Below are 24,758 nucleotides of genomic sequence, written 5' to 3'. Positions count from 1 at the left end.
CCGCCGGTCCACTCAAACCAGCGCCACCCCGGCGTCCTTCATCATCGCCGTCATCGCTGCGAGCGAGCCGCCAAGGTCGATCGCCCGGCTGCCTTCCAGAACCACACTCGCCTCAAAGCCCAGCCGGCGGGCGTCGAGCGCTGAATAGGCGACGCAGAAGTCCGTCGCCAGCCCGGCCAGCGTCACCTTCGAAACGCCCCGCTCACGCAGATAGCCGCCGAGCCCTGTCGGCGTCTCGTGGTCGTTCTCGAAAAAGGCCGAGTAGCTGTCGATTGCCTGGCGGAAGCCCTTGCGGATGACAAGCTCGGCACTCGTCCATTCAAGGCCGGGATGGAAGTCCGCCCCTTTCGTCCCCTGGACGCAATGGTCCGGCCACAGCGTCTGCTCGCCATAGGGCATCGTCACCGCCTGGAACGGCGCCTTTCCGGGGTGCGAGGACGCGAAGCTCGAATGGCCGGCCGGATGCCAGTCCTGCGTCAGCACAACGTGCTCGAAGCGTCGGATCAGCCCGTTCACCACCGGCACCACCCGGTCGCCATCGGCGACGGCCAGCGCCCCGCCCGGGCAAAAATCATTCTGCACATCGATGACGATCAGCGCCTCGTCCGCCATGTTCGTTCCCTCGCTTTCCCAAAGATCGGCGCGACGTTGGACCGAATGTTCCCCTTTGACAAGCGGGCCAACCGGCGTATCATTTGTATACGAATGAAATAACGTGCCGCCGCAAACCGGAAAGGCACGGGGAACGACATCGCCATCACGGCAGGCAGGCGCAGCATGGACTATGCCAGACCGACCGAACTGGAGGGGGCGCTCGAGCTCTTACGCTCGAAGCGCTGGACGATCCTTGCCGGCGGCACGGATTTCTATCCGGTGCTGGGTTCCGGGCCAGTGAGGGACGACGTGCTCGACATCAACGGACTGTCCGCGCTGGAGGGCCTCGCCGAGACGGAGACGCATCTCGTCATCGGCGCGCGCACCACCTGGAGCGCGCTTGTCCGCGCTCCGTTGCCGCCCGCCTTCGACATGCTGAAGCAGGCGGCTCGCGAGGTGGGCTCGGTGCAGATCCAGAACACCGGCACCGTCGCCGGCAATCTGTGCAATGCATCCCCGGCCGCCGACGGCGTGCCGCCATTGCTGGCCCTCGATGCCGAGGTCGAGCTGCGCTCCGCCGAAGGCGTCCGCCATCTTCCGCTCTCCGCCTTCATCCTCGGAAACCGGAAAACGGCACGTGCGGACCATGAACTCGTCACCGCGGTCCGCGTGCCGAAGGCATCCGCCACCGGGCGGTCTGGCTTCGTCAAGCTGGGCGCGCGGCGCTATCTGGTGATCTCCATCGCCATGGCCGCCGCCCGGCTGGTCCTCGACGGCAAGAAGATCGTGGACGCCGCCATCGCCGTCGGTTCCTGCTCTGCCGTGGCGCAGCGCCTCACGGGGCTGGAGACCCGGCTTCGCGGCAAGGATGCGGCAGCCTGTGCGGCGCTGATCGAAGCCTATGATTTTCCCGAACTCGCCCCGATCGACGATGTGCGCGGCAGTGCCGCCTACCGGCGGGACGCGGCGCGGGAGATCGTCGCCCGCGCGGTGGCGCTCGCAGGCGGGGAAGACACGCGCGGAGGGCTGGCGGCATGAGCGAAACGCGCGTCAGGCTTTCCTTCGAGGTCAACGGCCATCCCGTCGAGGCGAAGGTCGCGCCGCTGCAGCGGCTGTCTTCCGTGCTGCGCGACGAGCTCGGCCTGACGGGCACAAAGGTCGGCTGCGACGCGGGCGATTGCGGGGCCTGTTCCGTGCTGGTCGACGGCGAGGTCGTATGCGCGTGCCTGATGCCGGCAGCGAGTCTTTCGGGCCGCCGTGTGCGCACGGTGGAGGGGTTGTCGAACGGCAGCCTGTCGGCTCTGCAGGAATCCTTCCTGCGCCACGGCGCCGCGCAATGCGGCATCTGCACGCCCGGCGCGCTGGTCAGCGCCGCGGCCCTTCTAGAAACCAATCCCTCTCCCTCGGAGGAGGAGGTGAAGGACGCGCTGGGCGGCGTGCTCTGCCGCTGCACCGGCTACCGCAAGATCATCGACGCGGTGATCAACGCCAACCGCTCGGTCGCCGTCGATCCGGCGCTGGTCGGGCGGGGCGAAGCCGTTGGCGCCTCGCCGATCCGCCTCGACGGTCTGCGCAAGGTCATGGGCAGCGAGGTTTTCGGCGCCGACGAGCGTCCGGCCGATGCGCTTTCGGTGGCGGTGGTCCGTTCGCCGCACTGGCATGCGGCGTTCGAGATCGGCGATACGGATGCCTTCGTCGCCGCCCATCCCGGCATTGTCGCCGTCTTCACTGCAGCCGACATTCCGGGCGAAAACCGCTTCGGCGTCATTCCGCCCTTCGCCGACCAGCCGGCGCTGGCCGAAGGCCGGGCGCGCTTTCGCGGCGAGGCGGTGGCGCTTGTCGCCGGCGAGCGCGAAGCGATCGAGGCGCTGGATCTCGAAACCTTCCCCGTCACGTGGAGCGAGCTGCCCCATGCGCTGACGCCGGATGCGGCGCGGCAGGGCGGCTTCGCCGACCTGCATGCGGGGCGGGCCGGCAACCAGTTGACCCAGGGTTTCGTCGAGCGCGGCGATCCGGAAGCGGCGATCGCGGGCGCCTTCGCCGCCGTCAGCGGCACGATCGAGACCTCCTATGTGGAGCATGCCTATATCGAGCCCGAGGCCGGCTACGCCGTCATGGAGGGCGACACGCTGGTCATCAAGGCCTGCACCCAGGCGCCTTTCATGGACCGCGACGACACGGCCAGGGTGCTTGGCCTGCCGCCGGAAAAGGTGCGCGTCGTGCCGCTCGCCACCGGCGGCGGTTTCGGCTCGAAGCTCGACATCTCGCTACAGCCGCTGGTCGGCCTGGTCGCACTGAAGACCGGCCGCCCGGCGGCCATCGTCTTCTCGCGGGCGGAGTCCATGCGCTCGACCACCAAGCGCCACCCGGCCGCCATGCAGGCGACCATCGCCGCCGACGAGGCCGGCCGCGTCACCGGCATGGTCTTCGAGGGCGATTTCAACACCGGCGCCTATGCAAGCTGGGGGCCGACCGTCGCCAACCGCGTACCGGTCCATGCCTCCGGCCCCTACCGGACACCCAACTATCGCGCCACCGGGCGGGCGATCCATACCAATGGCCCGATCGCGGGCGCCTTCCGCGGTTTCGGCGTGCCGCAGGCGACCATCATGCAGGAAGTGCTCTATGACCGGCTGGCCGAAAAGCTCGGACGCGACCGGCTGGCGTTCCGCATCGACAATGCGCTGGTCGACGGCGACCGCACCACCTGCGGCCAGCAGCTTTCCGGCGTCGGCATCCGGGCCTGCCTCGAGGCCCTGCAGCCGCACTGGAGCCGCGCGCTCGCCGAGGCAGAGACCTTCAACGCGCGCGGCGGCAAGCTGCGGCGCGGGGTGGGGGTCGCCTCCTGCTGGTATGGCTGCGGCAACACGGCCCTGCCCAACCCGTCGACCATCCGCGTCGGCATCGCCGCGTCCGGTGCAGTGATGCTGCACCAGGGGGCGGTCGATATCGGCCAGGGGTCGAACACGGTCATCGCGCAGATCTGCGCCGATGCCGCCGGCCTGCCGCTTTCCGCCTTCACGCTGGTTTCGGGCGACACGGCGCTGACGCCCGACGCCGGCAAGACCTCTGCCTCGCGCCAAACCTACGTCACCGGCAAGGCGGCCGAGAAAGCCGGCCGGGCGCTGCGCGAGGCGATCTTGCGCTTCGCCAATGTTTCGGATGCGGCCGAGATCGGCATCGAGGACAGGGCGCTCGTCATCCGCGAGGGCGATGTGCGGCGGCGTCTGCCGCTGGCGGACATCGCGCCCGACGCGCGCGGCTATGCCTTCTCGGCGGAAGAGAGCTACGACCCGCCGACGACGGCGCTGGACGCGAAGGGGCAGGGAACGCCGTATGCCGTCTATGGCTACGGCGCGCAGCTGGTGGAGCTGGAGGTGGACACGACGCTCGGCACGGTGAAGCCGCTCGGCATCACCGCCGCCCACGATGTGGGCCGCGCCATCAATCCGCTGCTGGCCGAAGGGCAGATCGAGGGCGGCATCGCGCAGGGCATCGGCCTTGCGCTGATGGAGGAATATGTCCCGGGGCGCACGGAGAACCTGCACGACTACCTGATCCCCACCATCGGCGACGTGCCGCCGGTGACGACAATCTTGATCGAGGTGCCGGACCCGGAAGGGCCATTCGGCGCCAAGGGGCTGGGCGAGCATGTGCTGATCCCCACCGCGCCGGCCATCCTCAACGCGATCCGCCACGCCACCGGCGCCGAGATCGCCAAGGTTCCAGCAACGCCGAGCCGCGTTCTGGAGGCCATCCGGGCGCGGGGGGAGGCTGGGAGATGAGTAGGGTGATATTGCCTGCCTTTCTGGGGAGCGAAACGGAGCGCGCGTGTTGCCGCTTTTCCTTCTCCCCGCTCGCGGGGAGAAGGTGGCCCGAAGGGCCGGATGAGGGGCGGGCGCCAAACCTAAAATACTGGCTCTTCGTCGCACGCCCGCCGCGTCAATCCTTGAGGTCGCAATCGTCCCTCATCCGTCTGCCGGCACCTTCTCCCCGTTTTACGGGGAGAAGGAGGATGGCCGCCATGCTGACGCCTCTCTCCGTTGCCGTATCGCGGGAGCGGGTGAGATGAACGAGCTCACCGAGCGTTTCGAGGTAACGCCGCCGGACAAGCCGGCCGGCGAGAAGCTACGTTGCGATGCCTGTCCGGTGATGTGCTACATCGCCGAGGGCCGCACCGGCGCCTGCGACCGCTATGGCAATTTCGGGGGTCGCATCACCCGCTGCGATCCCGTGACGATCCTCGAACATGCGGCGGAGGAGGGGGACGCCATCGTTGCCTTCGAGGGCGAGGCGCCATGGGACGGTGAGCTCGTCAGCACGAAGCGCCGCTTCGTCAGCGCCGTCGGCGCCGGCACCACCTATCCCGATTACAAGCCGGCGCCCTTCATCGTCAGCCAGGAGGTGGAGGGTGTCGACCTGGTCACCGTGGTGACGGAAGGCATCTTTTCCTACTGTGGCGTCAAGGTGAAGATCGACACGGATCGCTTCCTCGGACCGGAAACGGCAGCCGTGCGCGCCGGGGGCGAGGCGGTCGGGCACGTGACCACCGCCGAATATGGCAGCCAGATGCTGTCGCTGGGCGGCGTGCATCACCTGACGGGCGGCTCCAAGGGCGAGGGCCGCGTCACCTGCCAGGCGCTGCTCGACCTGTGCAACAAGAAGCCGGTCGAGCTCGCCATAGACGGCGGCGCGACCGTCATCGTCCAGGCTGGCCAGCCGCCCATCATCGACGGCAAGCGCGAGGAGCGCATGCGCGTCGGCTGCGGCTCGGCGGCGATCGGCATGTTCGCCACCCAGTGGAAGGGGCTGGTGGACGAGGTGGTGGTGGTCGACGATCACATCACCGGCGTGGTCTCCGAGCATCAGGCCGGCAAGGTACTCGGTTGGGAGGAGACGGGCATCAAGATCGTCGGACGGCGCTCGACGCCGGGGCGCTATTTCCGCGTTTCCGAGCCGGGGCTCGGCTGGGGCGGAACGGTGATCGACGATCCGCTGGAGATCCTCGGCCCCTTCAACGACAAGAAGGGCGCCCGGCCCGGCCTGTCGCTGCTGATGGTCTCGACCACCGGCGAGCAGTTCGCCTATTACGAGCTCGACGCGGCGCTCGCGCCGGTCAGGAAGCCGTTCCCCGAGCGCCTGCTCAAATCCGTCGAACTCATCGAGGAGAATTGCGAGCCGGCATTGTGCACGGTGCTGTTCATGGGCGGTGCGGGCGGTTCGCTGCGCGCCGGCGTGACGGAGAACCCGGTCAACCTCACCCGCTCCGTGCAGGGACTGAGGACCTATGTCACGGTGGGCGGCGCGCCGGTCTATGTCTGGCCGGGCGGCGGCATCACCATCATGGTCGATGTGATGCGCACGCCCGAGAACGCCTTCGGCTACGTGCCGACGCCTGCGCTCGTCGCGCCCATCGAATTCACCCTGCGCCGCGACGACTATATCCGCCTCGGCGGTTATGCCGACGAGATCCGCGGCGTCGAGGACGTCCTGGAAAAGGGCGGTGAGTACTTCAACACGCGCCAGATGCAGGGCGCTGCACCGGAAAATCCCTGGCCGCCGCTCCAGCAACTGCGTCGCGAGCCGAAGCGATGACCGGTCCCGCCGTCTCCTGGCTGCCGGATGGCCGGCGCCTGCACCTGAACCATGGGCCGATCGACCTGATTGTCGAGGCGTTCGGCCCGGAAGCCGAGCGCCGTACCGCCTATCGCCAGGCGGTCGCCCGCTTCCGCGCGGTGCTCGACGAACTGGTGGCAGAGCTTGCCGCGCTGCGCAGCCCGGCCGCCACCACCCCGCGCGCGTTCTTGTCCTCCACCGCCCGGCGCATGGAACAGGCCGTCTTTCCGCACGCACCGCTCTTCGTCACGCCCATGGCGGCGGTGGCCGGCAGCGTGGCCGACGAGGTGCTGGGCAGCCTCGTCGCGGGCCGGTCGCTGGAGCGCGCCTATGTCAACAATGGCGGCGACATCGCCCTTCACCTCGCCCCCGGTCAGGCGTTCCACGCGGCGATCGCCGGCATAGGCCATGGCTTTGCCGACCGTCTCACCATCCGTGCGGACGATGCCGTGCGAGGCATCGCCACCAGCGGCTGGCGCGGGCGCAGCCATTCGCTCGGCATCGCCGATGCGGTCACCGTCCTGGCGCGGAGCGCTGCCGCCGCCGATGCTGCCGCGACGCTGATCGCCAATGCCGTCGACCTGCCCGGTCATCCGGCCATCGCACGCGTCGCCGCCTGTGCGCTCGATCCAGACAGCGATCTGGGCGACCGTCTTGTGACCCGGGAGGTCGGCATTCTTTCGCCCGACGACATCCGGGCTGCGCTCGAGAGCGGCCTCGCCACTGCCGAATCCATGCGGCGGCGCGGCCTCATCGAGGGTGCTGCCCTGTTCCTCGGAGGCAAAAGCCGCCTCTGCGGCGGCTCCCTGCTCCGGCAGGAGGTGACGACCGCGATCCCGCCTTTGCCTCCCGCAACACCCTCCTGTAAAGGTTTCGCCCATGCCTGAATTCGCGCTGCGCAAGATCGCCCTTCTGACCGAGGAAATCCGCCACGAAGGCGGCCCGGCGCCGGCCGTGCCGCGTCGTCGCGCCGCCGCCATGGCGCTGGTGAAGAACCCCTTCGCCGGCCGCTATGTGGACGAACTCGAGAGCGCGATGGACGATCTGAAGCCACTCGGGCTGGAGATGACCGACCGGCTGATCGCGGCACTCGGCGGCGACGCATCCGTCATCGACGGGTTCGGCAAGGGGGCGATCGTCGGCACGGCGGGCGAGTTGGAGCATGGTGCGCTGTGGCACGTGCCGGGCGGCTACGCCATGCGCGAGCGGCTGGGCGATTCGAAGGCCATCGTGCCGTCGGCGAAGAAGGTCGGCGCCTTCGGCGCGCGCATCGACATTCCGCTCGGCCACATCAACGCCGCCTATGTGCGCAGCCATTTCGATGCGATGGAGGTGGGGTTGTCGGACGGGCCGCGGCCCGACGAGATCCTGTTCGTGCTTGCGATGGCCTGCGGCCCGCGCGTGCACAACCGCATGGGCGGTCTCAGGGCCGGGGACGTGAAGGGCGAGGACGGCCTCCGATGAACGGCGCAGCCGACAAGAAGCTGAAGCTCATGCCGGCGGGCAGGTCGGCCGACGCCTACGACCTGCAGGAGCAGGTGGGCTTCATCCTGCGCAAGGCCAACCAGCGGCATCTCGCCATCTTCGCCGCGCGCATCAGCGACCTGACGACGCCGCAATTCGCCGCGCTCGCCAAGCTCAACGAAGTGGGCCCCACCTCGCAGAACCAGCTCGGCCAGATGGTGGCGATGGACGCGGCGACCATCAAGGGCGTCATCGACCGCCTGAAGGCGCGCGGGCTTGTCGTTGCCGAACCGCACGGGCGCGACCGGCGACGGCTGGTGGTGAGCTTGAGCGGCACGGGGCGGGAACTGGTCGAGGCGCTCCTGCCGGAGGCGCTGGAGGTTTCGGAGGAGACGCTTGCGCCGTTGACGCAGCGCGAGACGGCGACTTTCCTGCGGCTGCTTTCGAAGCTGGCGGAGGGATAGGGCGCGCTATTTTACCCCTCACTTGCGATTTCTAGCACTTAGCCTTCGGCTAAGATGTTGAAATCGCTTTCTCTCCCGCAAGGGGAGAGATACGCCGTCATCGACGAAGTCGCTCCTATCTCTCCCCTTGCGGGAGAGAAAGCAAATTCCCGGGCTTAGCGAAGCTAAGTCCTTGGAATTTGCAAGAGAGGGGTTCTCAACCTCCGCCTAACCCCGCCCCGCCACAGCCCCCGGCCTGAGCACGGAAAGCAGCGCGCCATAGGGCGCCAGCATCAGAAGCCCGATCAGCACCTTGACGGCGAAGTCGCCGAGCGCCAGCGACAGCCAGAGCGGCGCCTCGATGCCGGTGCCGAACAGCGACACGGGAAAGGCCAGCGAGCCGTCCTCGCGGCCGAGCGCCGTATCGAGGAAGGCGAAGACCTGCGCGAAGGCGATCGAGAAGAACAGCACCGTGTCGAGAACCGAGCCGATCAGCGTGGAGATCAGCGGCGCGCGCCACCAGGCGCTCGTCCGCAGCCGGTCGAAGACGGCCACGTCGAGAAGCTGGGCGAGGAGAAACGCCGTGCCGGACGCCACCGCCAGGCGCGGGCTGGCCAGCCAGATCGACAGGAGGACGGCGATGGCGAAACCGGACAGGACGACGCGCCGCGCCGCGGCGGGGCCGAAACGCCGGTTGGTCAGGTCGTTGACCAGAAACGCGACCGGATAGGTGAAGGCGCCCCAGGTGAGGAGTTCACCGAGACCCAGATGCCGGAAAGGATACTGAACGAGGATGTTCGAGGCGACGACGATTGCCGCCATGGCGGCCATGAAAGGCCAGATCGCAAATGTGCGCGTCATTTTTTTATCCTGGGTGATGGAACCAGAAGCCCGCCATGCGGCGGGCTGATAGGATGTGTTCAGGTGAGCGCCCGGAGAACCGGGGAAAGCCTCAGGCGGCCTGCTGCTCGGCCAGCTTCTTCTCGACCTGCCGCTTCAGCAGACGGGCGCGCTGGGAGAGCTCGTTGTCCTTCGCCTTGACGAGGAAAGCGTCGAGGCCGCCGCGGTGCTCGACCGAGCGCAGGGCGTTGGCCGAAACGCGCAGACGAACGTTCTGGTTCAGCGCCTCGGACTGCAGCGTCACATGGCACAGATTCGGCAGGAAGCGGCGGCGCGTCTTGTTGTTCGCGTGGCTCACATTGTTGCCGGTCAGGACGGCTTTGCCGGTCAGTTCGCAAGCGCGGGACATATCTCAAACCTTCATCGTGTTGGCTTTGCCATAATCCCGCTGCCGCACCTGAAACTGGCGGCGCGCGGTCGATCTTTGGCGGCCTAATGGAAAAGTTGCCGTTCCATAGAGATATTTGGCGCATCGGTCAAGCACCTGAGCGGCATTGCGCGGCTGCGTCGCCCGCGGCGCGTCATGTACATTCTCCAGCAAGGGCCCGCGCATCGGCGGCCTCCAAAGATTTGACGCAATATCGGGTGTAAAGATGCGCGAGGGACATGGCCGGCCACGCCGGCCCTTGCTGGAGAATGTACATGACGCGCCATGGCTGCGTTGGTTTCTGTCTCGCATCCCTGCTGTTCGCCGGCGTTTCGCCGGTCGAGGCCGAAACCGAGATCTACCGCTTGCGCTACGACGCATCGCTGCTCGGCCTGCACATCGGCCAGGCCGACTTCACGAGCCGCATCGACGACAGGGCGTTCGACGTTTCGGGCCGGTTTGCCAGCGCCGGGCTGGCCCGCCTGTTCGACCGGACGGACGGGATCGTCTCTTCCCAGGGCGCCTTGAACGGCGGGGCGGTGGTGCCGGCGCTTTATGCGCTCGAGTACAAGAGCGGCAGGAAGCGCGAAACGACCTCGATCCGCTTTGCCAGGGGGAAGATCGTCGAGACGGTGGTCCTGCCGAAGCCGAAGAAGCGCGGCAAGGACTGGGTCAGCGTGAGCGAAAGCGATCTCGTCGGCGCGATGGACCCGTTGTCGGCGCTTCTGTCACCGGCGCTCGACGCCGATCAGGTCTGCAAGCGCCGTTTCAAGGTCTTCGATGGCGAGATGCGCGCCGACATCCAGTTCAGCCCGGCGGGCGAGCGGGAGCAGATCAGCAAGGACACGATCACCTGCAAGGCCCGCTTCGTGCCCGTGTCGGGTTACCGCAAGGGCCGCTCCACCATCGACTTCCTGCGCGACCGGGCGCGCATACTGGTCGCATTCAGGCCGCTTGGCTCCAAGGGACACCACACGCCTGTCGCCGCCCGTATCGGCACCAAGATCGGCACCGTCCATATTCGCAGCCAGCCATTGAAATAGTGGCGCATGCATGGTTGAACCGTAGATCATCGACCGACGTAGGAACAACCGAAAATCGGCTTCCACTTTTCGCTCCGATGTTTTAGTTGCGCGTTCGAGGGCTTTCGGCGCTGCGCGCCAGGAGGGGTTATGGCGCGCGCCACACTGGTCGGTTTCTCCGCGGTCGTCATGTGGGCGCTGCTGGCGCTGCTCACCGCCGGGACCGGCGCCGTGCCGCCGTTTCTCCTGTCGGCCCTTTCATTCTCCATCGCCACGGCGATCGGCCTGGCGATGCGCGCGGTAATGCCTGTTCCCACCTCGCCACAACGGATTCCGCCGGTGGTCTGGCTGGTCGGCATCGCCGGCCTGTTCGGTTACCACTTCTTCTATTTCACCGCGCTGCGCAATGCGCCGGCGGTCGAGGCGAGCCTGATCGCCTATCTCTGGCCGCTGCTGATCGTGCTTGGCTCGGCGCTGATGCCGGGCGAGCGGCTCGGCTGGCATCACATTGCCGGCGCGCTTCTGGGGCTTGCCGGCACGGCGCTGATCATCACCAAGGGCAGCGGCTTCTCCTTCGAGAGCCGCTACGCGCTGGGCTATGCGATGGCCGGCGTCTGCGCGCTGTTCTGGTCGGGATATTCGCTGCTGTCGCGCCGCTTCCAGGCGGTGCCGACCAGCACGGTCACCTGGTTCTGCGCGGCGACGGCGGTGCTTTCCGCGCTTTGCCATCTGGCGCTGGAACGGACGGTCTGGCCCGCCTCCGCCGGCGAATGGCTGGCGGTCGCCGCGCTCGGCCTGATGCCGGTCGGCGCCGCATTCTACGCCTGGGACTACGGCGTCAAGCGCGGCAACATCCAGGTCCTGGGCGCTGCGAGCTATGCCGCGCCGCTGTTGTCGACGCTGATCCTGATCGCGGCGGGGGCAGCCGAGCCATCAGCCAACATCATCGCCGCCTGCCTGCTGATCACCTTCGGCGCGGCGCTGGCGGCAAAGAACATGATCCTCGGGACGAGGCGGCGATAGAAGCCCCTGGGGGCGTGCCTTCCCGCTCAGGAAAGATCCTTCCGCTTGCGGATCTCGGCGAACACAGCCTCGTCCGGGGCGTCCTCCATGCCGAGATTGCGGCGGATGACGGGGTCGTGCCAGCGGAGGAAGGGATTGGTCGCCATCTCCACGGCCAGCGTGGTCGGAAGGGTCGGCCTGCCTTCTGCCCGAAGACGGCCGATCTCGGCGGCGCGCTCCTTCAGCGCCGAGTTGGTCGGGTCGATGGAGAGGGCGAAGCGGGCGTTCGCTTCGGTGTATTCGTGCCCGCAATAGATCACAGTGTCGAGCGGCAGGGCGGCCAGCTTCTGGAGCGAGGCCAGCATCACCGGCGGCTTGCATTCGAACAGGCGGCCGCAGCCGAGCGCAAACAGCGTGTCGGCGGTGAAGGCGATTCCGGCTCCGGCGAAATGATAGGAGATGTGTCCTGCCGTGTGGCCCGGCGTCTCGATCACGATCGCCTCGTGTGCGCCGACGCGGACCGTGTCCCCCTCGCGCACCTGCCGGTCGATGCCGGGAATGCGTTCCGCCTCCGTGGCGGGGCCGGTGATGGTCAGCCCGAAACGCTCCTTCAGCGCCAGATTGGCCTCGACATGATCGGGATGATGATGGGTCGTCAGGATCATGTCCGGCCGCCAGCCGGTGCGTTCCACGGCTTTGAGGATCGCGCGTTCCTCGGGCGCATCGATCAGGGCGGTCTCGCCCGTCTCGCTGTCGTGGACGAGGATGCCGAAATTGTCGCTTCGGCACATGAACTGTTCGATCTCAAGCGGCATCGTCCGCGCCTCCATTTTTCGCGCGGACGATAGGGCCGGGGCGGCGGCTTGTCACGCCGGGTGCGACAATTCTTGCCGTCCTCCGCGCAGCCGGATACCGTTCGCCCATGATTTCGGACATCGTCGCTCTCAGGGCATTCTATTCCTCGCTGATCGGCCGCCTGGCCGAGCGGTCCATCGCCATGGCCCTGTCGTCCATCTGGTCGAAGGGCAGCAAGGAGAGGCTGGTGGGGCTGGGCTACACGCTGCCCTGGCTCGACCGTTTCGGGGCGGATGCCGAACGCAGCTTCGCCTTCATGCCGGCGGTTCAGGGGGCTGTCGCTTGGCCGGCCGGCGGCGCCTGCGCGACCGCCCTGGTGTTCGAGGAGGAGCTGCCATTGCCCGATTCCTCAATCGACCGCGTCCTGATGGTTCACTCGCTTGAACATGCGGAAAACCCGCAGCAGACCCTGCTGGAGATTTGGCGCGTGCTGGCACCGGGTGGGCGGCTGGTGATCGCCGTGCCGAACAGGCGCGGCATGTGGGCCCGCTTCGAGCACACCCCCTTCGGCACGGGCCGCCCGTTCTCGCGTGCGCAGCTCGCCGAGGCGTTGCGCGAGGTCAATTTCACGGCCACCGCGTGGGGCGATGCGCTGCATTTCCCGCCCTCGGAGCGGCGCTTCATGCTGCGCCTGCACCAACTCTTGGAACAGGCGGGACGCCGGTTCTGGCCGATTTTCGCCGGTGTGCTTGTGGTGGAAGCTGAGAAGCGGCTTTATCAGGGGCTTCCTGTTACGGCCCGCGCTTCGCGCCGCGTCTTCGTACCGGCGCTTTCGCCACAGGGCGCCACCCGCATCGGCGCGGTGCGCCGCATCGGAGAAGGAGGACAGTGAGCATGGCGATGGACACGGCCATAACGAGGCTTTTCGGCATCGAGCGTCCGATCCTTCTGGCGCCGATGGCCGGATCGGCCGGCTCCGAACTGGCGATCGCGGTCTGTGAGGCGGGCGGACTCGGCTCCCTGCCCTGCGCGATGCTGACGCCGGAGAAGATCCGCACCGAGATGGGGGTCATCCGGCAGCGCACCAATCGTCCGGTCAATCTCAATTTCTTCTGCCATGTACCGCCCGTGCCCGACGCGGCGCGCGAGGCGGGCTGGCGACAGAGGTTGCGGCCCTACTATTCGGAATTCGGCATCGACCCCGATGCGGCGCCACCCGGTGCCGGGCGCAACCCGTTCAGCGAGGAGAGCTGCGCCATCGTCGAGGAATTCCGCCCCGAGGTGGTGAGCTTTCATTTCGGCCTGCCCGAACCCGCGCTCGTGCGGCGGGTCAAGGAGACGGGCGCCAAGGTGATCGCCTCGGCGACGACCGTTGCCGAAGCGCGCTTCCTGGAGGAGCGTGGCTGCGACGCCATCATCGCCCAGGGGGCGGAAGCCGGCGGCCATCGCGGCGTGTTCCTGGAGGAGGGGATCGCCACCCAGCCCGGCACGCTGGCGCTGGTTCCGCAGGTGGTCGATGCGGTCTCGGTGCCGGTCATCGCCACGGGCGGCGTTTCGGACGGTCGCGGCGTGGCGGCCTGCTTCATGCTGGGCGCCTCGGCCGTCCAGGTGGGGACCGCCTATCTGCAATCGCCGGAGGCGCTCACCAGCGCCGGCCACCGGGCGGCGCTCGCCACGGCGCGCGACGACCGGACGGTGCTGACCAACGTCTTCACCGGTCGCCCGGCACGCGGGCTTCTGAACCGCTTTGTCGGCGAGGTGGGGCCGATGAGCGATGCGGCCCCCGAATTCCCGCTGGCGACCGCCGCCGTCGGGCCTTTGCGCGCCAAGGCGGAAGCCGCCGGCATCAGCGATTTTTCTCCGCTCTGGGCAGGGCAGGCCGCCGCGCTCGCCGCACCCATGCCGGCCGGGGAGCTGACGGTGAAGCTGATGCGCGACGCCGAGACGCTGTTGCACGGGCGAGGTGCCTCACAAGGGTGAACGATTACCTCTGATGTAATTGTTCCAATTCAGCAGGCGACGCATGGTCTTTGTATGGTTTATGCGAAGAGAGGAAAGACCATGAAAGCCTATGCCGTCGGCCATCTGCACAGCGTGACGATGGGGCCCGCGATCGTCGAGTATGTAGAGCGCATCGAAGCGACGCTCGCGCCTTTCGGCGGCCGCTATATCGTTCACGGTGCCCGTCCCGAGGTGAAGGAAGGTTCCTGGCACGGCGACCTGATCGTCATCGAGTTCCCCGACCGGACTGCCGCCGGCGCCTGGTACGCCTCGCCCGCCTACCAGGCGATCAAGCCGCTGCGCGCCGACAATTCCGAAGGCGAGATCCTGCTGATCGACGGCGTCGGGGCGGGCCACAAGGCGCTCGACGTGCTCGCCTGAGCGACGTCATCGCCCGCCTATATCCTCCAGCTCGTAGGGCGTCGTCTGGTAGACCTGGTTGATCCAGTTGCCGAAGAGCAAATGCGCGTGCGAGCGCCAGCGGTTGAGCGGCGGGCGGCTCGGGTCATCCCTGGGATAGTACTCATGCGGCACCGCCACCGGCGTTCCGGCGGCGACGTCGCGGTCGTACTCTTCCTTCAGCGAGGTGGAATCGTATTCGATATGGTTCAGCATGTAGAGCCGGTTGCCCTTCGCCTCGGTGAGCAGGCAGGGGCCTGTCTCGTCCGATTCCATCAGCACTTCCAGGCCCGAGCCGGACGGGATCTCCGCGCCCCGCACCTCGGTCCAGCGCGAGACGGGGATGGCGAAATCGTCCGAGAAACCCGCCAGATAGGGCGAGGCGGGATTGTTGTTGCGGTGCCGGTAGACGCCGAAGGCCTTCTTTTCCAGCGTGTGCTTGGGAACGCCATGGAAATGCCATGCGGCGGCCATGGCGCCCCAGCAGATGAAGTGCGAGGAGTGGACGTTGGTGGTGGTCCAGTCAAGGATCTGCCGGAGCTCGTCCCAGTAGGTGACCTCCTCGAAGGGCAGGAGTTCCACCGGCGCGCCGGTGATGATGAAGCCGTCGAACTTGCGCGCGCTGACCTCTTCCCACGTCTGGTAGAAGGCGATGAGATGATCCTCGGGCGTGTTCTTGGCCTTGTGATTGCCGATGCGCACGAGCGTCAGCTCGACCTGCAGGGGCGTCGCACCCATCAGGCGGGCGAACTGAGTTTCCGTGCGGATCTTGTTTGGCATGAGGTTCAGAAGCCCGATCTGCAGCGGGCGAACGTCCTGGCGCAGCGCCGTCTGTTCGTCCATGACGGAAACACCCTCACGCACGAGAACTTCGCGGGCGGGAAGCTGATCGGGGATCTTGATCGGCATCGGCAGGCTCCAAATAAAAAGACCGGCGGCGAAATCGCGGCCGGTCTCAGCAAATCTGCTTCGTTCGGCCTTTTTAGCGAGTTGTTTTACGTGGCTGCAAGCCGACCGGCCAAATCACCACGGATCGAAGGTGGTTTTTACGGCGGGGTTCTCTTTGCGTCAATCGCCGTCTTGGTCTAAAGCAACCGACGGCCTGTCGCTCCCCGATCGGGAAGACAAGGCGTAACTGGAAATCCGTTCGTCGTTTCTCCCAACACAGGACCATTCAATGAGCGCGTCTGTCCGTCCCGAACCGAAGCCCGGCGTCATGGATATCGCCGCCTATGTGCCCGGCCGCGAAGGCGCGCCCGGCGTGGCGAAGGTGTGGAAGCTCTCCTCCAATGAATCGCCGCTCGGCCCTTCGCCGAAGGCACTGGAGGCCATTTCCAGGGCGGCGGAACATCTGGAACTCTATCCCGACGGCTCGGCGACGAGGCTGCGCAACGCCATTGCCGATGCGCATGGGCTGAACCCGGCCAACATTCTCTGCTCGAACGGTTCCGACGAACTGCTCGGCCTCCTGGCGCAGACCTATATCAAGCCGGGCGACGAAGCCGTCTTCACCGAGCACGGGTTCCTGGTCTACCGCATCCAGACGCTGGCGGCGGGCGGCAAGCCGGTGGTTGTGAAGGAGAACAACGAGCGCGCCGAGGTCGATGCGATCCTCGCCGCCGTCACGCCCAAAACGCGCCTCGTCTTCCTCGCCAATCCGAACAATCCGACGGGCACCTACATCCCCGTCGACGAGGTGCGCCGCCTGCAGGCGGGCCTGCCCGGCAACGTGCTTCTGGTGCTCGATGCGGCGTATGCGGAGTATGTGCGCCGGAACGACTACGAGTCGGGGATTGAGCTGGTGTCCTCGAGCGAGAACGTGGTGATGACGCGCACCTTCTCGAAGATCCACGGCATGGCCGCCCTGCGCATCGGCTGGATGTATGCACCGGCGCATGTGGTCGACGCGGTCAACCGGGTGCGCGGGCCGTTCAACGTCAACGCGCTTGCCATCGAGGCCGGCGCGGCGGCGATCCGCGACAAGGCGCATGTGCAGCAGGCGGTGGAGCACAACGAGAAGTGGCTCGCCTGGCTGACGCATGAACTGTCGAAGCTCGGCCTGCGCGTGACCCCCAGCGTCGGCAATTTCCTGCTCATCCACTTCCCCGACAATGGCGGCAAGTCGGCGGAGGATGCCGATACGTTCTTGAGCGCGCGGGGCTTCGTCCTGCGGCGCGTGGTGCCCTACGGCTTCCCCAACGCCCTGCGCCTCAGCGTCGGGCTCGAGGAAGCCAATCGCGGCGTCGTTGCGGCGCTTGCCGAGTTCATGGAAGCCTGATCGTGCCTGAACCGCTTTTCGACAAGGTCGCGCTGATCGGCATCGGCCTGATCGGCTCGTCCCTGGCGCATGCCATCCGCAGGGCAGGGCTGGCCGGCTCAGTGACGGTCTCCACCCGCAGCGGCGAGACACTGGAACGCGCTCGCGTTCTCGGCCTCGGCGACCGCTATGAGAGCGATGCGTCGGAAGCGGTGCGCGACGCGGACCTCGTGATCGTCTCGGTGCCGGTCGGCGCCTCCGGCGCGGTGGCGTCGGCGATCGCCCCTGCGCTGAAGCCGGGCGCCATCGTCACCGATGTGGGCTCGACCAAGGCGTCGGTCATCGCGCAGATGCAGCCGCATCTGCCGGAGAGCGTCCAGTTTATCCCGGGACACCCGATCGCCGGCACGGAGAACTCGGGTCCGGATGCGGGGTTTGCCGAGCTGTTCGACGGCCGCTGGTGCATCCTGACGCCGCTCGAGGGCACTGATCCCGCCGCGCTTTCCCGCCTGACGGCGTTCTGGGAACGCTGCGGGGCGATGGTCGACACGATGGACCCGGGCCATCACGACATGGTGCTCGCCATCGTCTCGCACCTGCCGCACATCATCGCCTACAACATCGTCGGCACCGCCGATGACCTGGAGGCGGTCACCAAATCCGAAGTGATCAAGTATTCGGCCTCCGGCTTCCGCGACTTCACGCGCCTCGCCGCCTCCGACCCGACCATGTGGCGGGACGTGTGCCTGCACAACAGCGAGGCGATCCTCGAGATGCTGGCGCGGTTCTCGGAAGACCTGTCGGCGTTGCAGCGGGCGATCCGCTGGGGCGACGGCGACAAGCTATTCGACATGTTCACCCGCACACGGGCCATTCGCCGCTCGATCATCGAGGCCGGCCAGGACATCGACGTGCCGGACTTCGGCCGCCACGCCCTGGCGCATCCCGAGAAGCAGTAGGCGTCAATCGACGGGAGGAATGTCGCCGAGCGGCAGGAAACCCACCGATACCCGGCCATTGCGGATCGTCACCGGCAGGGTCGGGTTGGAGCCAAGGCTGGACAGGGCGGCCGTGACCGAACGGATCCGGTCGGTCTGTTCGGGGAAAGCCTCGGTTGCAAGCCGGGCGATCGCCTGCGGCTGGGTCAGCGTGACCTTCAGCTCGGCGCTGATCAGGCCGTCTTCGCCGATCTCCACGGGGCCGCGCACCGTTATCCCCGCAGCGCCGTCGGTTGCCCTCAGCTGCATATTCTGGATCGTTCCAGAGCGTCCACGCAGCCGCAGGCTCCCTTCGTCGAGCATCGCGACGCCATCATCGACGGTGAACACGACGTCGCCCGTCAGCGGCGGAACGGCGACATTGTCCGTGACTTCCGGTGCCAGCGAGAGCGCGTCAACCACGAGCGCCACGTCGAGCTCCGCCGCGTTGCGGCGCATATGCGCCTGCAGCGTTTCGGCCCGGGCGAAGGGCTGCGCCGAGGCTTCGTCGGAAACGATGACCAGCTCCCGCGCTTCGCCGGAGATGCGCTGCGGCAGCTTCTCCGTCAGGCGGGCGCTGAGGCGCATGTTCTGCCATTCGGCCCTGAGGGCGGGGAGGAAGGGCAGGGCGATGCGCGCCGGGCTGTCGAGCTCGCCGACCGTGCGCATGGGCTGGTAGACCTGCGCGGCGGTGCGGAACGCGCCGGCGCTGAGCGAGACGCCGTTCCCGGCGTCCTCGTAGAAGACGCTGCGGCAGAAGAGGCCGATGCGGAACGGATAGCCGCGCGCCGTGGGTTCCTCGCAGCTCACCCGGCGCTGGTTGCCGTTCAACCCGCCGATCAGGGTGGCAGTGCGGGTTTCAAGCAGGTTGGCGGCATAGAACCACGCGCCGGTGTAGGCGAGGATCGCCAGGACGATCGACATGAGGAGCCAGAAGAAGCGGCGGCTGTAGCTGCGCCTGGCGGGCTTTCTTGACGGCATGCGGTTCCTCCGGCTAACCCGGTCGTTGAGGCGACGGGCCGATCCCGACACGATAAGCGAGCATTTCCGTTATTCCCAACTCAGGGAAATCCCGGATTGCTCTGACAAGCATTGGGCAGGCGATATGGACGATTTTTGGGTCTTTGGCTACGGATCGCTGATGTGGCGGCCGGGTTTCGCCCATGTGGAGACGCGGAAGGCACGCCTTCACGGCTACCGGCGCGCCCTGTGCGTCTATTCTCACGTGCACCGGGGCACGCCGGACCGGCCGGGCCTGGTGCTGGGGCTGGACCGCGGCGGCTCCTGCCTCGGGATGGCTTTCCGCGTGCCGGGCGAGCTGCGCGAGGAGGCGGTGGCCTATCTGCGCGAGCGGGAACTGGTCACCAATGTCTATCTCGAACGCCATCTTCCGGTGCGCCTGGAGGACGGGCGACCGGTCGCGGCGCTCGCCTATGTGGTGGACAGGACGCATCAGCAATATGCAGGCGGCATCGACGTCGCCCATGCGGCGGAGCGCGTCAACGGTTCGGTCGGGCAGTCGGGGCGCAACGAGGACTATGTGCTCAACACGATCGAGCACCTGAAGGCACTCGGCATCCGCGACCATTGGCTCGAGGCGGTGGCGGCGCGGATCGGGCGGAGCGTCGATGAGACCGGTTCAACGTCTCGATGAGGCGCTGAACCGGCCATCTTCTCGCTTCTCCGCATTAATGCGGATGTGGGGTGTTTCCACCTGACTGATGAACGCTAGCGCTTCCCGACGCCGAGTTCGGACAGCCGCTTGCGCGCCGTTTCGGGCATGGGCGGCGGGTTTTCTGTGTTGGCGACTTCCACAAGCATGGCATCGCACGCCGCTTCGGTCTCGCGCACCAGCCTTTCCTGAAACACCTCGCGGGGCAGGCCTGGCTCGATGGGCGGCAGGAAGCGGGCGTGGATGACGCCCGGATAACGCATGAACTTGCGGCGGGGCCAGAACAGCCCCGCGACATGGGCGACCGGCACGACCGGAACGCCGAGCTGCGCGTAGAGTTCGACGATGCCGTATTTGTAGGACGGCTCGGCGCCGGGCGGGCGGCGCGTGCCCTCCGGATAGATGATCAGCTGGCGATTGTCCCGCATCAGGACATGGGCGACGCGGACGGCCTTCTTCAGCGCCTTGGTGCGGCTGCCGCGATCGATGGGGATCATGCGCATCTTGGCGACGTACCAGCCGAAGAACGGAATCCACATCAGCTCGCGCTTGAGAATGTAGAGCGCGTCCGGAATGTGCGGCAGGAAGGCGATCGTGTCCCAGAACGACTGGTGTTTCGGGGCGATGATGCAGGGGCCGTCGGGCAGGTTCTCCAGGCCAGAGATCTCGCTCTGCCCGCCCGTGATCACCCGCTGCAGCCAGAGGCTGGACGCGGCCCAGAATTTCGGAACGATCCAGGCTTTCTTGCGCGGCGCCAGGAAGAAGTAGGGCGTCCAAAGCAGCATCTGGACGATCAGGTTCAGGTAGAAGACCACATTGAACAGGGTGGAACGAAGAAAGAGCATCAAGCGGGTCCGTTGCTTTCGGCACAGGCAGGAAGGCTCTTACAGCATGCCCGCGCGAAGACAAAGCGTCGCTTCAGGACGCACCGGCGGCGGCGGCCTTCGGCTGCTGCGTCTCGCCGTGCGCCACGCGCCGGCGTAGCGGCACCACCTCGCGGACCAGCGCGCCGATGTACTTGGCGTATTCGGTTGCCAGCACGCGCAGCGCGTCCGGCTTGGCAAGCCAGGCGCCGTTGTCGAGCGGGGTGTTCACCACCGGATAGGGCTGCACGCGCGCCTTCGGCAGGATGCGGCGTATTTCCAGCAGGCTGCGCGGCATGTGGTAGTTGTTGGTCACCAGGATGATGCTGCCATAGGTGTTCGCGTGCACCCATTTGGCGCTTTCCTCGGCATTGCCGATGGTGTCGAGCGCGGCGTGGTCGATGTCGACGCAGCATTCGAACAGCGCCTTGTCGCCGCCCGTGGCGGCCCGCAGATCGTCGGCGCGGGCGATGGGGTTGACCCCGCTGATCAGCAGCCGCTTGCCCTTGCCCGCCTTGAGGAGCCCGATGGCGGCGTCGATGCGCGACTGGCCGCCCGTCAGCACGATGATGCCGTCGGCGTCCTCGACGTCGCGCGGCGCGGCCAGATGGCCGATGTGGTCCGCGAACAGGCCGAAACCGGCAAGAAAGGCGATCGCCGTGAGGAGGGCCGCCAGTGCGGCGATGCGGAGTGCGAGACGCGCGCCGGACCGGTTCCGGCGGCGACGCAACGGCTTTCCCTGGCCATTTCGACCGTGCTGGGTTTCCTGCATCATGCGTCGATGGTTAGCCGCAAATTGCGGCGATGGATAGTCGGCTGAAGCCCCTATGACAAAAAGCCTGTGGCCATCCTCAACGCTAGATTCCGTCGGGATGGCTGGCGTCGACTTTCTTCAGGTAGGACAGCACCGTGAAGTGCGATGTCGCGGCCGTCAGGGCGGCGATGAGGACGACCACCACCCCGACCCCGAGATAACCCGATGGGCCGATCGCGAAATTGCCGAACAACGCCGTGGCCTGGTCGGCTTCCGGCGTCGCCATGTTGCGCGACGACCACCAGTAGAAGCCGATGAAGACGATGATCGCGCCCAGGCCACCGGCTGCCGCGCCCTTCATGCCGGCGAGCAGGAAGTGACGGCGGAACTGCGAGGCGATGAAGGACGCCTCCGCACCGACGAAATGCAGCACCTCGATGATGTGTCCGTTGCCGGACATCGCGCCCCGCGTGGCGAAGATCACCGTCAGCGCCGTGGCGGACAGCATCAGGCCGAGGACGGTCACGCCGATGGTGACGGTGGTGCGCGCCATGGCGACCAGCCGGTCCACCCATGTGCGGTGGTCGTCGAGCGTGGCGCTCGGCACCGCCTCCTGCAGCGCGGCGCGCATGGCCGTGAAATCAGGCCGTGATGCCGGGTCCAGTGTCACGATGACCAGTCGCGGAACGGGCAGGCTCTCGATGTCGAGGCCGGTTCCGAGCCATGGCTCCAGCAGCCGGGCGGTGGCCTGGGCGTCGACGATGTTCGCGCCGCTGACGCCCGTGAAACCGCTGGCGATGTCGCGGGCCGTGGCAAGGGCCTCCGCCATGTCGAGGCCGTCCTCCGGCTTGATCTGAATGGTCGCCTCGCGGGAGATCTGGGTCTGCCAGGTGGCCGCGGTGTCGCGCACCAGGGTCACCGCGCCCAGCGTCAGGCAGGACAGGAAGGTCATGATCGCGATGACCAGCACCATGGCGCGTCCGGCGACATTGTCCGACGGCACGATGGGCATCTGCTTCCTGGCGGTCGCGCCACGGGCGCCGGAACCGAGCCGCGCACCGAGATTCCTGAGCAGGCGGCTGGTGTCAGTCATAGATTTCGAGCCTTCCGGCAGACAGGACCATGCGGCGTGCGTCCACCTGGTCCATCAGGCCGAGATCGTGGGTAGCGATCATCACTGCCGTGCCCAGCCGGTTGAGCTCGATCAGCAGGCGCAGCAGCCGGCGGGCGAGCTGCGGATCGACGTTGCCGGTCGGCTCGTCGGCCAGCAGGATGCGCGGTTGCTCGATCAGGGCGCGGGCGATGGCGGCGCGCTGCTTCTCGCCGCCCGAGAGGATCGGCGGCAGCACATGCATGCGCTCGCCCAGCCCGACCCATTTCAGCAGCTCGATCACGTCGGCCCGGTAGCTCGCCTCCTCGCGGCCACGCACCCGCAGCGGAAGCGCGACATTCTCGTAGGTGGTCAGGTGGTCGAGCAGGCGGAAATCCTGAAATACGACGCCGATGTTGCGGCGCATGAGCGGCAGCTCGGCGCGCGTGATCTTCGACCGGTCCTTGCCGAAAATGGTGATCAGTCCGCGCGTTGGCTTGAGCGACATGAACAGGAGGCGCAGCAATGTCGTCTTGCCCGCGCCGGACGGGCCGCTGAGAAACTGAAACGAACGTTCCGGCAGGGAGAACGACACGTCACGGAGGATCTCCGGACCCATCCCGTATCTATGGCCGACATTCTCAAACCGAATCACGAAAAACCTGCGTTCTCTCAGTGGCGGGCGCCGCTCCGGGCGCGCCGGGCCAGACCATCGGCGCGCATGGTTAATTGCAAGTTAACGCCCGCTATTGGCGCGGTGATGGCGAAAGCATTAACCATTTCCATTTACCCCGGAACGGCGGGGCGCGAAAGGACGGCTTGGCCGCATGATTCGATTGGAAGGCGAACGCCCGGTCTCGGGCGAAATCATGCTACCCGGCGCGCCGCAGGCGCGGCCGCAGGCGGTTGGGCGCACGGGCGATGCGGTCGAGGCGGAATACGAGACGGTTCCGCGTGGCGGTGGTCGCGATCCGGCGCGGGACAATGCGCCTTCAGACAAATCTGTGACGAACAATGTCGGCGGGCTGGAAATGCTGCGGCCGGGAAGCCGCGCGCATGACGGGCCGGGCCGAGGCGGGCCGCTGTTCTGGCTGTGCGGCGCCCTTCTTGTCTCCGGCGCCTTCTGGATCGCGGGCGGACACAGCCTCGTCCATGGGATGACCCTTTTCTCTTCGAGCGCGCCGGCGCAGGCGCTGCGCCTCGTGGACGTGAACAGCCGCGTCGAGATGCGCGGCGAGCGGGCGCTGCTTCTGGTGGACGGCGCGGCGCTGAACGAGAGCGATCGGGTGGTCGTCGTTCCCGGCCTGTCCATCGAGGTGCTGGCGCGCGACGGCTCGACGACGCGTTATTTTCTGGGGACAAACGATCAACAGCTCGAACCCGGCACACGCTTTCCCTTCTCCAGCCGCCTTGTCGCGCCTAGTGAAGGGGTCAAATCCGTATCCGTGACATTCAGACCGTCATAAGTGGCAGGCCGTCATGACCGGCGGACCGTCATAACTGGGAGCGTAGCGCGATGCCCGTGGTTCGCGGCAAGGAAATCGAGGTGCTGTTCTCCGCCTCGACCATCGCCAGGAGAAATCTCGAACTGGCCAAAGAGATCGCGGATCGCAAGTACGAGGATCTGCTGGTCATCTCCGTCCTGAAGGGCTCATTCATCTTCGCCGCGGATCTCATCCGCGCGATGCACGATGTGGGCATCACGCCGGAAGTCGAGTTCATCATGATCTCGAGCTACGGCGCGGGAACGGAAAGCGGTTCGGTCAAGGTGTTGCGCGACATCGACAATGATGTCGCCGGGCGCGATGTCCTGCTGATCGACGATATCCTCGAATCGGGCAAGACGCTGAAGCACACGCGCGAACTGATGCTGTCGCGCGGTGCCAGGTCGGTCTCGATCGCCGTCCTTCTCGACAAGCACTCGCGCCGGCAGATCACGGTCGATGCGGATTTCGTCGGCTTCGAGTGTCCCGACTATTTCGTGGTCGGCTATGGCATGGACGTGGCGCACGCCTTTCGGGAACTGCCTTTCGTCGGCGTGGTCAAGGGCGATGCCTGACGTATCGACAGGCAGACCGTGATCATGGGCAGGGCGTTTACCGAAGCGTAATCTGATCGGGTGAAAACAGGCCATGGCTAAGCTTCTGATCGTCGAGGACGACGAATCCGTCCGAACTTTTACGGCACGCGCACTGAGTGCGGCGGGGCACAGCGTGGAAACGGCGGGCGACGGGCTGGAGGGGCTTGAGCGGATCACTGCCATGTCCGGCGGCTACGATCTCGTCCTTTCCGATATCCGCATGCCGGCCATGGACGGCATCGAGATGGCGCGCGCCGCGGCGCTCGCCTTTCCCCAACTGCGTCTTCTCCTGATGACGGGCTATGCCGACCAGCGCGAGCGCGCCGCCGAACTGGACGGGACGGTGTCGGGCGTCGTCAACAAGCCCTTTACGCTGAGCGAGCTGCGCAAGCGGGTCGGCGAGGTGCTGGCCGCCTGATTTCCGGATTGCCGTGCGTCCGAACGGGCGCGCAAAGGACATTC

General features: G+C 66.9%; 27 protein-coding genes and 1 riboswitch. Of the genes, 17 read left to right on the top strand and 10 right to left on the bottom strand.

The genetic code is table 11. The features are described from left to right. Positions 1 to 12 precede the first annotated feature (12 nt). Positions 13 to 612 carry a bifunctional nicotinamidase/pyrazinamidase gene (gene pncA / locus NA2_RS16340; protein ID WP_008598137.1) on the bottom strand — a complete coding sequence of 200 codons (600 nt, stop codon included), beginning with the start codon at positions 610 to 612 and terminating at the stop codon, positions 13 to 15. A gap of 165 nt (positions 613 to 777) precedes the next feature. Here pncA and NA2_RS16335 point away from each other — a divergent pair, with 165 nt between their 5' ends. From NA2_RS16335 to NA2_RS16310, 6 genes are all read left to right on the top strand, one after another. Continuing rightward, positions 778 to 1,632: an FAD binding domain-containing protein gene (locus NA2_RS16335; RefSeq protein ID WP_008598136.1), complete on the top strand. Its 855-nt coding sequence runs from the start codon at positions 778 to 780 to the stop codon at positions 1,630 to 1,632. Then, the gene (locus NA2_RS16330; RefSeq protein WP_008598135.1) at positions 1,629 to 4,379 is read left to right on the top strand and encodes a molybdopterin-dependent oxidoreductase; all 2,751 of its coding nucleotides are present in this window, start codon (positions 1,629 to 1,631) and stop codon (positions 4,377 to 4,379) included. The genes NA2_RS16335 and NA2_RS16330 overlap by 4 nt, the downstream gene beginning before the upstream one ends. Before the next feature lie 283 nt (positions 4,380 to 4,662). After that, positions 4,663 to 6,189, top strand: a complete 1,527-nt coding sequence (locus NA2_RS16325) for a hypothetical protein (RefSeq protein WP_008598134.1) — start codon at positions 4,663 to 4,665, stop codon at positions 6,187 to 6,189. Then, positions 6,186 to 7,097 carry a UPF0280 family protein gene (locus NA2_RS16320; protein WP_008598133.1) on the top strand — a complete coding sequence of 304 codons (912 nt, stop codon included), beginning with the start codon at positions 6,186 to 6,188 and terminating at the stop codon, positions 7,095 to 7,097. Before NA2_RS16325 ends, NA2_RS16320 begins: the two co-directional genes overlap by 4 nt. Then, positions 7,090 to 7,674 (top strand): amino acid synthesis family protein, encoded by a 585-nt coding sequence (locus NA2_RS16315; protein WP_008598132.1) that lies wholly within the window; start codon positions 7,090 to 7,092, stop codon positions 7,672 to 7,674. The genes NA2_RS16320 and NA2_RS16315 overlap by 8 nt, the downstream gene beginning before the upstream one ends. Next, a complete protein-coding gene (locus tag NA2_RS16310) occupies positions 7,671 to 8,138 on the top strand; it encodes a MarR family winged helix-turn-helix transcriptional regulator (RefSeq protein WP_008598131.1) in 468 nt (155 codons plus the stop codon). Before NA2_RS16315 ends, NA2_RS16310 begins: the two co-directional genes overlap by 4 nt. 207 nt (positions 8,139 to 8,345) lie before the next feature. On the opposite strand, the gene NA2_RS16305 is transcribed toward NA2_RS16310, so the two are convergent. Beyond that, positions 8,346 to 8,978 carry a queuosine precursor transporter gene (locus NA2_RS16305; protein WP_008598130.1) on the bottom strand — a complete coding sequence of 211 codons (633 nt, stop codon included), beginning with the start codon at positions 8,976 to 8,978 and terminating at the stop codon, positions 8,346 to 8,348. A 91-nt stretch (positions 8,979 to 9,069) separates the two neighbouring features. Next, positions 9,070 to 9,366 carry a 50S ribosomal protein L28 gene (rpmB, locus tag NA2_RS16300; RefSeq protein ID WP_008598129.1) on the bottom strand — a complete coding sequence of 99 codons (297 nt, stop codon included), beginning with the start codon at positions 9,364 to 9,366 and terminating at the stop codon, positions 9,070 to 9,072. Positions 9,367 to 9,659: 293 nt separating this feature from the next. On the opposite strand from rpmB, the gene NA2_RS16295 reads away from it, so the two are divergent. Both NA2_RS16295 and yddG read left to right on the top strand, forming a co-directional pair. Beyond that, complete coding sequence (locus NA2_RS16295) at positions 9,660 to 10,427, top strand: DUF3108 domain-containing protein (protein WP_008598128.1); 768 nt, start codon at positions 9,660 to 9,662, stop codon at positions 10,425 to 10,427. Positions 10,428 to 10,556: 129 nt separating this feature from the next. Beyond that, on the top strand, positions 10,557 to 11,429 hold the full coding sequence (gene yddG, locus NA2_RS16290) for an aromatic amino acid exporter YddG (protein ID WP_008598127.1): 873 nt from the start codon (positions 10,557 to 10,559) through the stop codon (positions 11,427 to 11,429). A 26-nt stretch (positions 11,430 to 11,455) separates the two neighbouring features. On the opposite strand, the gene gloB is transcribed toward yddG, so the two are convergent. Next, positions 11,456 to 12,223, bottom strand: a complete 768-nt coding sequence (gene gloB / locus NA2_RS16285; RefSeq protein ID WP_008598126.1) for a hydroxyacylglutathione hydrolase — start codon at positions 12,221 to 12,223, stop codon at positions 11,456 to 11,458. A gap of 107 nt (positions 12,224 to 12,330) precedes the next feature. Between gloB and NA2_RS16280 the strand changes: the two genes are divergently transcribed. The 3 genes from NA2_RS16280 (at position 12,331) to NA2_RS16270 (ending at position 14,585) form a co-directional block, all read left to right on the top strand. Further along, entirely contained in the window at positions 12,331 to 13,095 is a 765-nt protein-coding gene (locus NA2_RS16280; RefSeq protein ID WP_008598125.1) for a class I SAM-dependent methyltransferase, read from the top strand. Positions 13,096 to 13,097: 2 nt separating this feature from the next. Further along, positions 13,098 to 14,183 (top strand): NAD(P)H-dependent flavin oxidoreductase, encoded by a 1,086-nt coding sequence (locus NA2_RS16275; protein WP_008598124.1) that lies wholly within the window; start codon positions 13,098 to 13,100, stop codon positions 14,181 to 14,183. Positions 14,184 to 14,264: 81 nt separating this feature from the next. Continuing rightward, complete coding sequence (locus NA2_RS16270) at positions 14,265 to 14,585, top strand: DUF1330 domain-containing protein (protein WP_008598123.1); 321 nt, start codon at positions 14,265 to 14,267, stop codon at positions 14,583 to 14,585. Between the two features lie 6 nt (positions 14,586 to 14,591). Here NA2_RS16270 and metA read toward each other — a convergent pair whose 3' ends face one another. After that, positions 14,592 to 15,512: a homoserine O-acetyltransferase MetA gene (metA, locus tag NA2_RS16265; protein ID WP_008598122.1), complete on the bottom strand. Its 921-nt coding sequence runs from the start codon at positions 15,510 to 15,512 to the stop codon at positions 14,592 to 14,594. A gap of 52 nt (positions 15,513 to 15,564) precedes the next feature. Then, a riboswitch (SAM riboswitch) is annotated at positions 15,565 to 15,643 on the bottom strand. Between the two features lie 137 nt (positions 15,644 to 15,780). Here metA and hisC point away from each other — a divergent pair. Both hisC and NA2_RS16255 read left to right on the top strand, forming a co-directional pair. Then, positions 15,781 to 16,881: a histidinol-phosphate transaminase gene (gene hisC, locus NA2_RS16260; protein ID WP_008598121.1), complete on the top strand. Its 1,101-nt coding sequence runs from the start codon at positions 15,781 to 15,783 to the stop codon at positions 16,879 to 16,881. A gap of 2 nt (positions 16,882 to 16,883) precedes the next feature. After that, positions 16,884 to 17,819, top strand: coding sequence for a prephenate/arogenate dehydrogenase family protein (locus tag NA2_RS16255; protein ID WP_008598120.1), 936 nt, complete (start codon positions 16,884 to 16,886; stop codon positions 17,817 to 17,819). A gap of 3 nt (positions 17,820 to 17,822) precedes the next feature. Here the strand turns inward: NA2_RS16255 and NA2_RS16250 are convergent, their stop codons facing one another. Then, positions 17,823 to 18,818: a DUF2125 domain-containing protein gene (locus NA2_RS16250; RefSeq protein WP_008598119.1), complete on the bottom strand. Its 996-nt coding sequence runs from the start codon at positions 18,816 to 18,818 to the stop codon at positions 17,823 to 17,825. 124 nt (positions 18,819 to 18,942) lie between these two features. Between NA2_RS16250 and NA2_RS16245 the strand changes: the two genes are divergently transcribed. Beyond that, positions 18,943 to 19,491 (top strand): gamma-glutamylcyclotransferase, encoded by a 549-nt coding sequence (locus tag NA2_RS16245; protein ID WP_008598118.1) that lies wholly within the window; start codon positions 18,943 to 18,945, stop codon positions 19,489 to 19,491. 74 nt (positions 19,492 to 19,565) lie between these two features. On the opposite strand, the gene NA2_RS16240 is transcribed toward NA2_RS16245, so the two are convergent. The 4 genes from NA2_RS16240 to ftsE all read right to left on the bottom strand — a co-directional run bounded on the left by NA2_RS16240 (position 19,566) and on the right by ftsE (position 22,871). Further along, positions 19,566 to 20,354, bottom strand: coding sequence for a lysophospholipid acyltransferase family protein (locus tag NA2_RS16240; RefSeq protein ID WP_008598117.1), 789 nt, complete (start codon positions 20,352 to 20,354; stop codon positions 19,566 to 19,568). Positions 20,355 to 20,427: 73 nt separating this feature from the next. Next, positions 20,428 to 21,147, bottom strand: a complete 720-nt coding sequence (locus NA2_RS16235; RefSeq protein WP_040678209.1) for a YdcF family protein — start codon at positions 21,145 to 21,147, stop codon at positions 20,428 to 20,430. An 82-nt stretch (positions 21,148 to 21,229) separates the two neighbouring features. Beyond that, positions 21,230 to 22,219, bottom strand: a complete 990-nt coding sequence (locus NA2_RS16230; RefSeq protein ID WP_008598115.1) for a cell division protein FtsX — start codon at positions 22,217 to 22,219, stop codon at positions 21,230 to 21,232. Next, positions 22,212 to 22,871: a cell division ATP-binding protein FtsE gene (gene ftsE, locus NA2_RS16225; RefSeq protein WP_008598114.1), complete on the bottom strand. Its 660-nt coding sequence runs from the start codon at positions 22,869 to 22,871 to the stop codon at positions 22,212 to 22,214. Before ftsE ends, NA2_RS16230 begins: the two co-directional genes overlap by 8 nt. A gap of 172 nt (positions 22,872 to 23,043) precedes the next feature. On the opposite strand from ftsE, the gene NA2_RS16220 reads away from it, so the two are divergent. From NA2_RS16220 to NA2_RS16210, 3 genes are all read left to right on the top strand, one after another. Continuing rightward, positions 23,044 to 23,682, top strand: a complete 639-nt coding sequence (locus NA2_RS16220; RefSeq protein ID WP_040678207.1) for a hypothetical protein — start codon at positions 23,044 to 23,046, stop codon at positions 23,680 to 23,682. A 50-nt stretch (positions 23,683 to 23,732) separates the two neighbouring features. Beyond that, a complete protein-coding gene (gene hpt, locus NA2_RS16215) occupies positions 23,733 to 24,275 on the top strand; it encodes a hypoxanthine phosphoribosyltransferase (RefSeq protein WP_008598112.1) in 543 nt (180 codons plus the stop codon). 73 nt (positions 24,276 to 24,348) lie between these two features. Beyond that, on the top strand, positions 24,349 to 24,714 hold the full coding sequence (locus NA2_RS16210) for a response regulator (RefSeq protein WP_008598111.1): 366 nt from the start codon (positions 24,349 to 24,351) through the stop codon (positions 24,712 to 24,714). Positions 24,715 to 24,758: the final 44 nt, after the last annotated feature.

Source organism: Nitratireductor pacificus pht-3B (assembly GCF_000300335.1).
Lineage (GTDB): Bacteria > Pseudomonadota > Alphaproteobacteria > Rhizobiales > Rhizobiaceae > Nitratireductor > Nitratireductor pacificus.
The sequence above is the reverse complement of the archived record's forward strand: the minus strand, read 5'-3'. Positions and strand labels throughout refer to the sequence as shown.

Excerpts from the sequence above, each read along its gene's own strand:
- hisC (WP_008598121.1), top strand. The coding sequence starts at position 15,781 with ATGAGCGCGTCTGTCCGTCCCGAACCGAAGCCCGGCGTCATGGATATC.
- NA2_RS16240 (WP_008598117.1), bottom strand. The coding sequence starts at position 20,354 with ATGCTCTTTCTTCGTTCCACCCTGTTCAATGTGGTCTTCTACCTGAAC.
- gloB (WP_008598126.1), bottom strand. The coding sequence starts at position 12,223 with ATGCCGCTTGAGATCGAACAGTTCATGTGCCGAAGCGACAATTTCGGC.
- NA2_RS16230 (WP_008598115.1), bottom strand. The coding sequence starts at position 22,219 with ATGACTGACACCAGCCGCCTGCTCAGGAATCTCGGTGCGCGGCTCGGT.
- NA2_RS16235 (WP_040678209.1), bottom strand. The coding sequence starts at position 21,147 with ATGATGCAGGAAACCCAGCACGGTCGAAATGGCCAGGGAAAGCCGTTG.
- NA2_RS16310 (WP_008598131.1), top strand. The coding sequence starts at position 7,671 with ATGAACGGCGCAGCCGACAAGAAGCTGAAGCTCATGCCGGCGGGCAGG.
- hpt (WP_008598112.1), top strand. The coding sequence starts at position 23,733 with ATGCCCGTGGTTCGCGGCAAGGAAATCGAGGTGCTGTTCTCCGCCTCG.
- metA (WP_008598122.1), bottom strand. The coding sequence starts at position 15,512 with ATGCCGATCAAGATCCCCGATCAGCTTCCCGCCCGCGAAGTTCTCGTG.
- NA2_RS16210 (WP_008598111.1), top strand. The coding sequence starts at position 24,349 with ATGGCTAAGCTTCTGATCGTCGAGGACGACGAATCCGTCCGAACTTTT.
- NA2_RS16270 (WP_008598123.1), top strand. The coding sequence starts at position 14,265 with ATGAAAGCCTATGCCGTCGGCCATCTGCACAGCGTGACGATGGGGCCC.
- pncA (WP_008598137.1), bottom strand. The coding sequence starts at position 612 with ATGGCGGACGAGGCGCTGATCGTCATCGATGTGCAGAATGATTTTTGC.
- NA2_RS16280 (WP_008598125.1), top strand. The coding sequence starts at position 12,331 with ATGATTTCGGACATCGTCGCTCTCAGGGCATTCTATTCCTCGCTGATC.
- NA2_RS16320 (WP_008598133.1), top strand. The coding sequence starts at position 6,186 with ATGACCGGTCCCGCCGTCTCCTGGCTGCCGGATGGCCGGCGCCTGCAC.
- rpmB (WP_008598129.1), bottom strand. The coding sequence starts at position 9,366 with ATGTCCCGCGCTTGCGAACTGACCGGCAAAGCCGTCCTGACCGGCAAC.
- NA2_RS16330 (WP_008598135.1), top strand. The coding sequence starts at position 1,629 with ATGAGCGAAACGCGCGTCAGGCTTTCCTTCGAGGTCAACGGCCATCCC.
- NA2_RS16315 (WP_008598132.1), top strand. The coding sequence starts at position 7,090 with ATGCCTGAATTCGCGCTGCGCAAGATCGCCCTTCTGACCGAGGAAATC.
- NA2_RS16245 (WP_008598118.1), top strand. The coding sequence starts at position 18,943 with ATGGACGATTTTTGGGTCTTTGGCTACGGATCGCTGATGTGGCGGCCG.
- NA2_RS16305 (WP_008598130.1), bottom strand. The coding sequence starts at position 8,978 with ATGACGCGCACATTTGCGATCTGGCCTTTCATGGCCGCCATGGCGGCA.
- yddG (WP_008598127.1), top strand. The coding sequence starts at position 10,557 with ATGGCGCGCGCCACACTGGTCGGTTTCTCCGCGGTCGTCATGTGGGCG.
- NA2_RS16250 (WP_008598119.1), bottom strand. The coding sequence starts at position 18,818 with ATGCCGTCAAGAAAGCCCGCCAGGCGCAGCTACAGCCGCCGCTTCTTC.
- NA2_RS16220 (WP_040678207.1), top strand. The coding sequence starts at position 23,044 with ATGATTCGATTGGAAGGCGAACGCCCGGTCTCGGGCGAAATCATGCTA.
- NA2_RS16295 (WP_008598128.1), top strand. The coding sequence starts at position 9,660 with ATGACGCGCCATGGCTGCGTTGGTTTCTGTCTCGCATCCCTGCTGTTC.
- NA2_RS16335 (WP_008598136.1), top strand. The coding sequence starts at position 778 with ATGGACTATGCCAGACCGACCGAACTGGAGGGGGCGCTCGAGCTCTTA.
- NA2_RS16275 (WP_008598124.1), top strand. The coding sequence starts at position 13,098 with ATGGCGATGGACACGGCCATAACGAGGCTTTTCGGCATCGAGCGTCCG.
- NA2_RS16325 (WP_008598134.1), top strand. The coding sequence starts at position 4,663 with ATGAACGAGCTCACCGAGCGTTTCGAGGTAACGCCGCCGGACAAGCCG.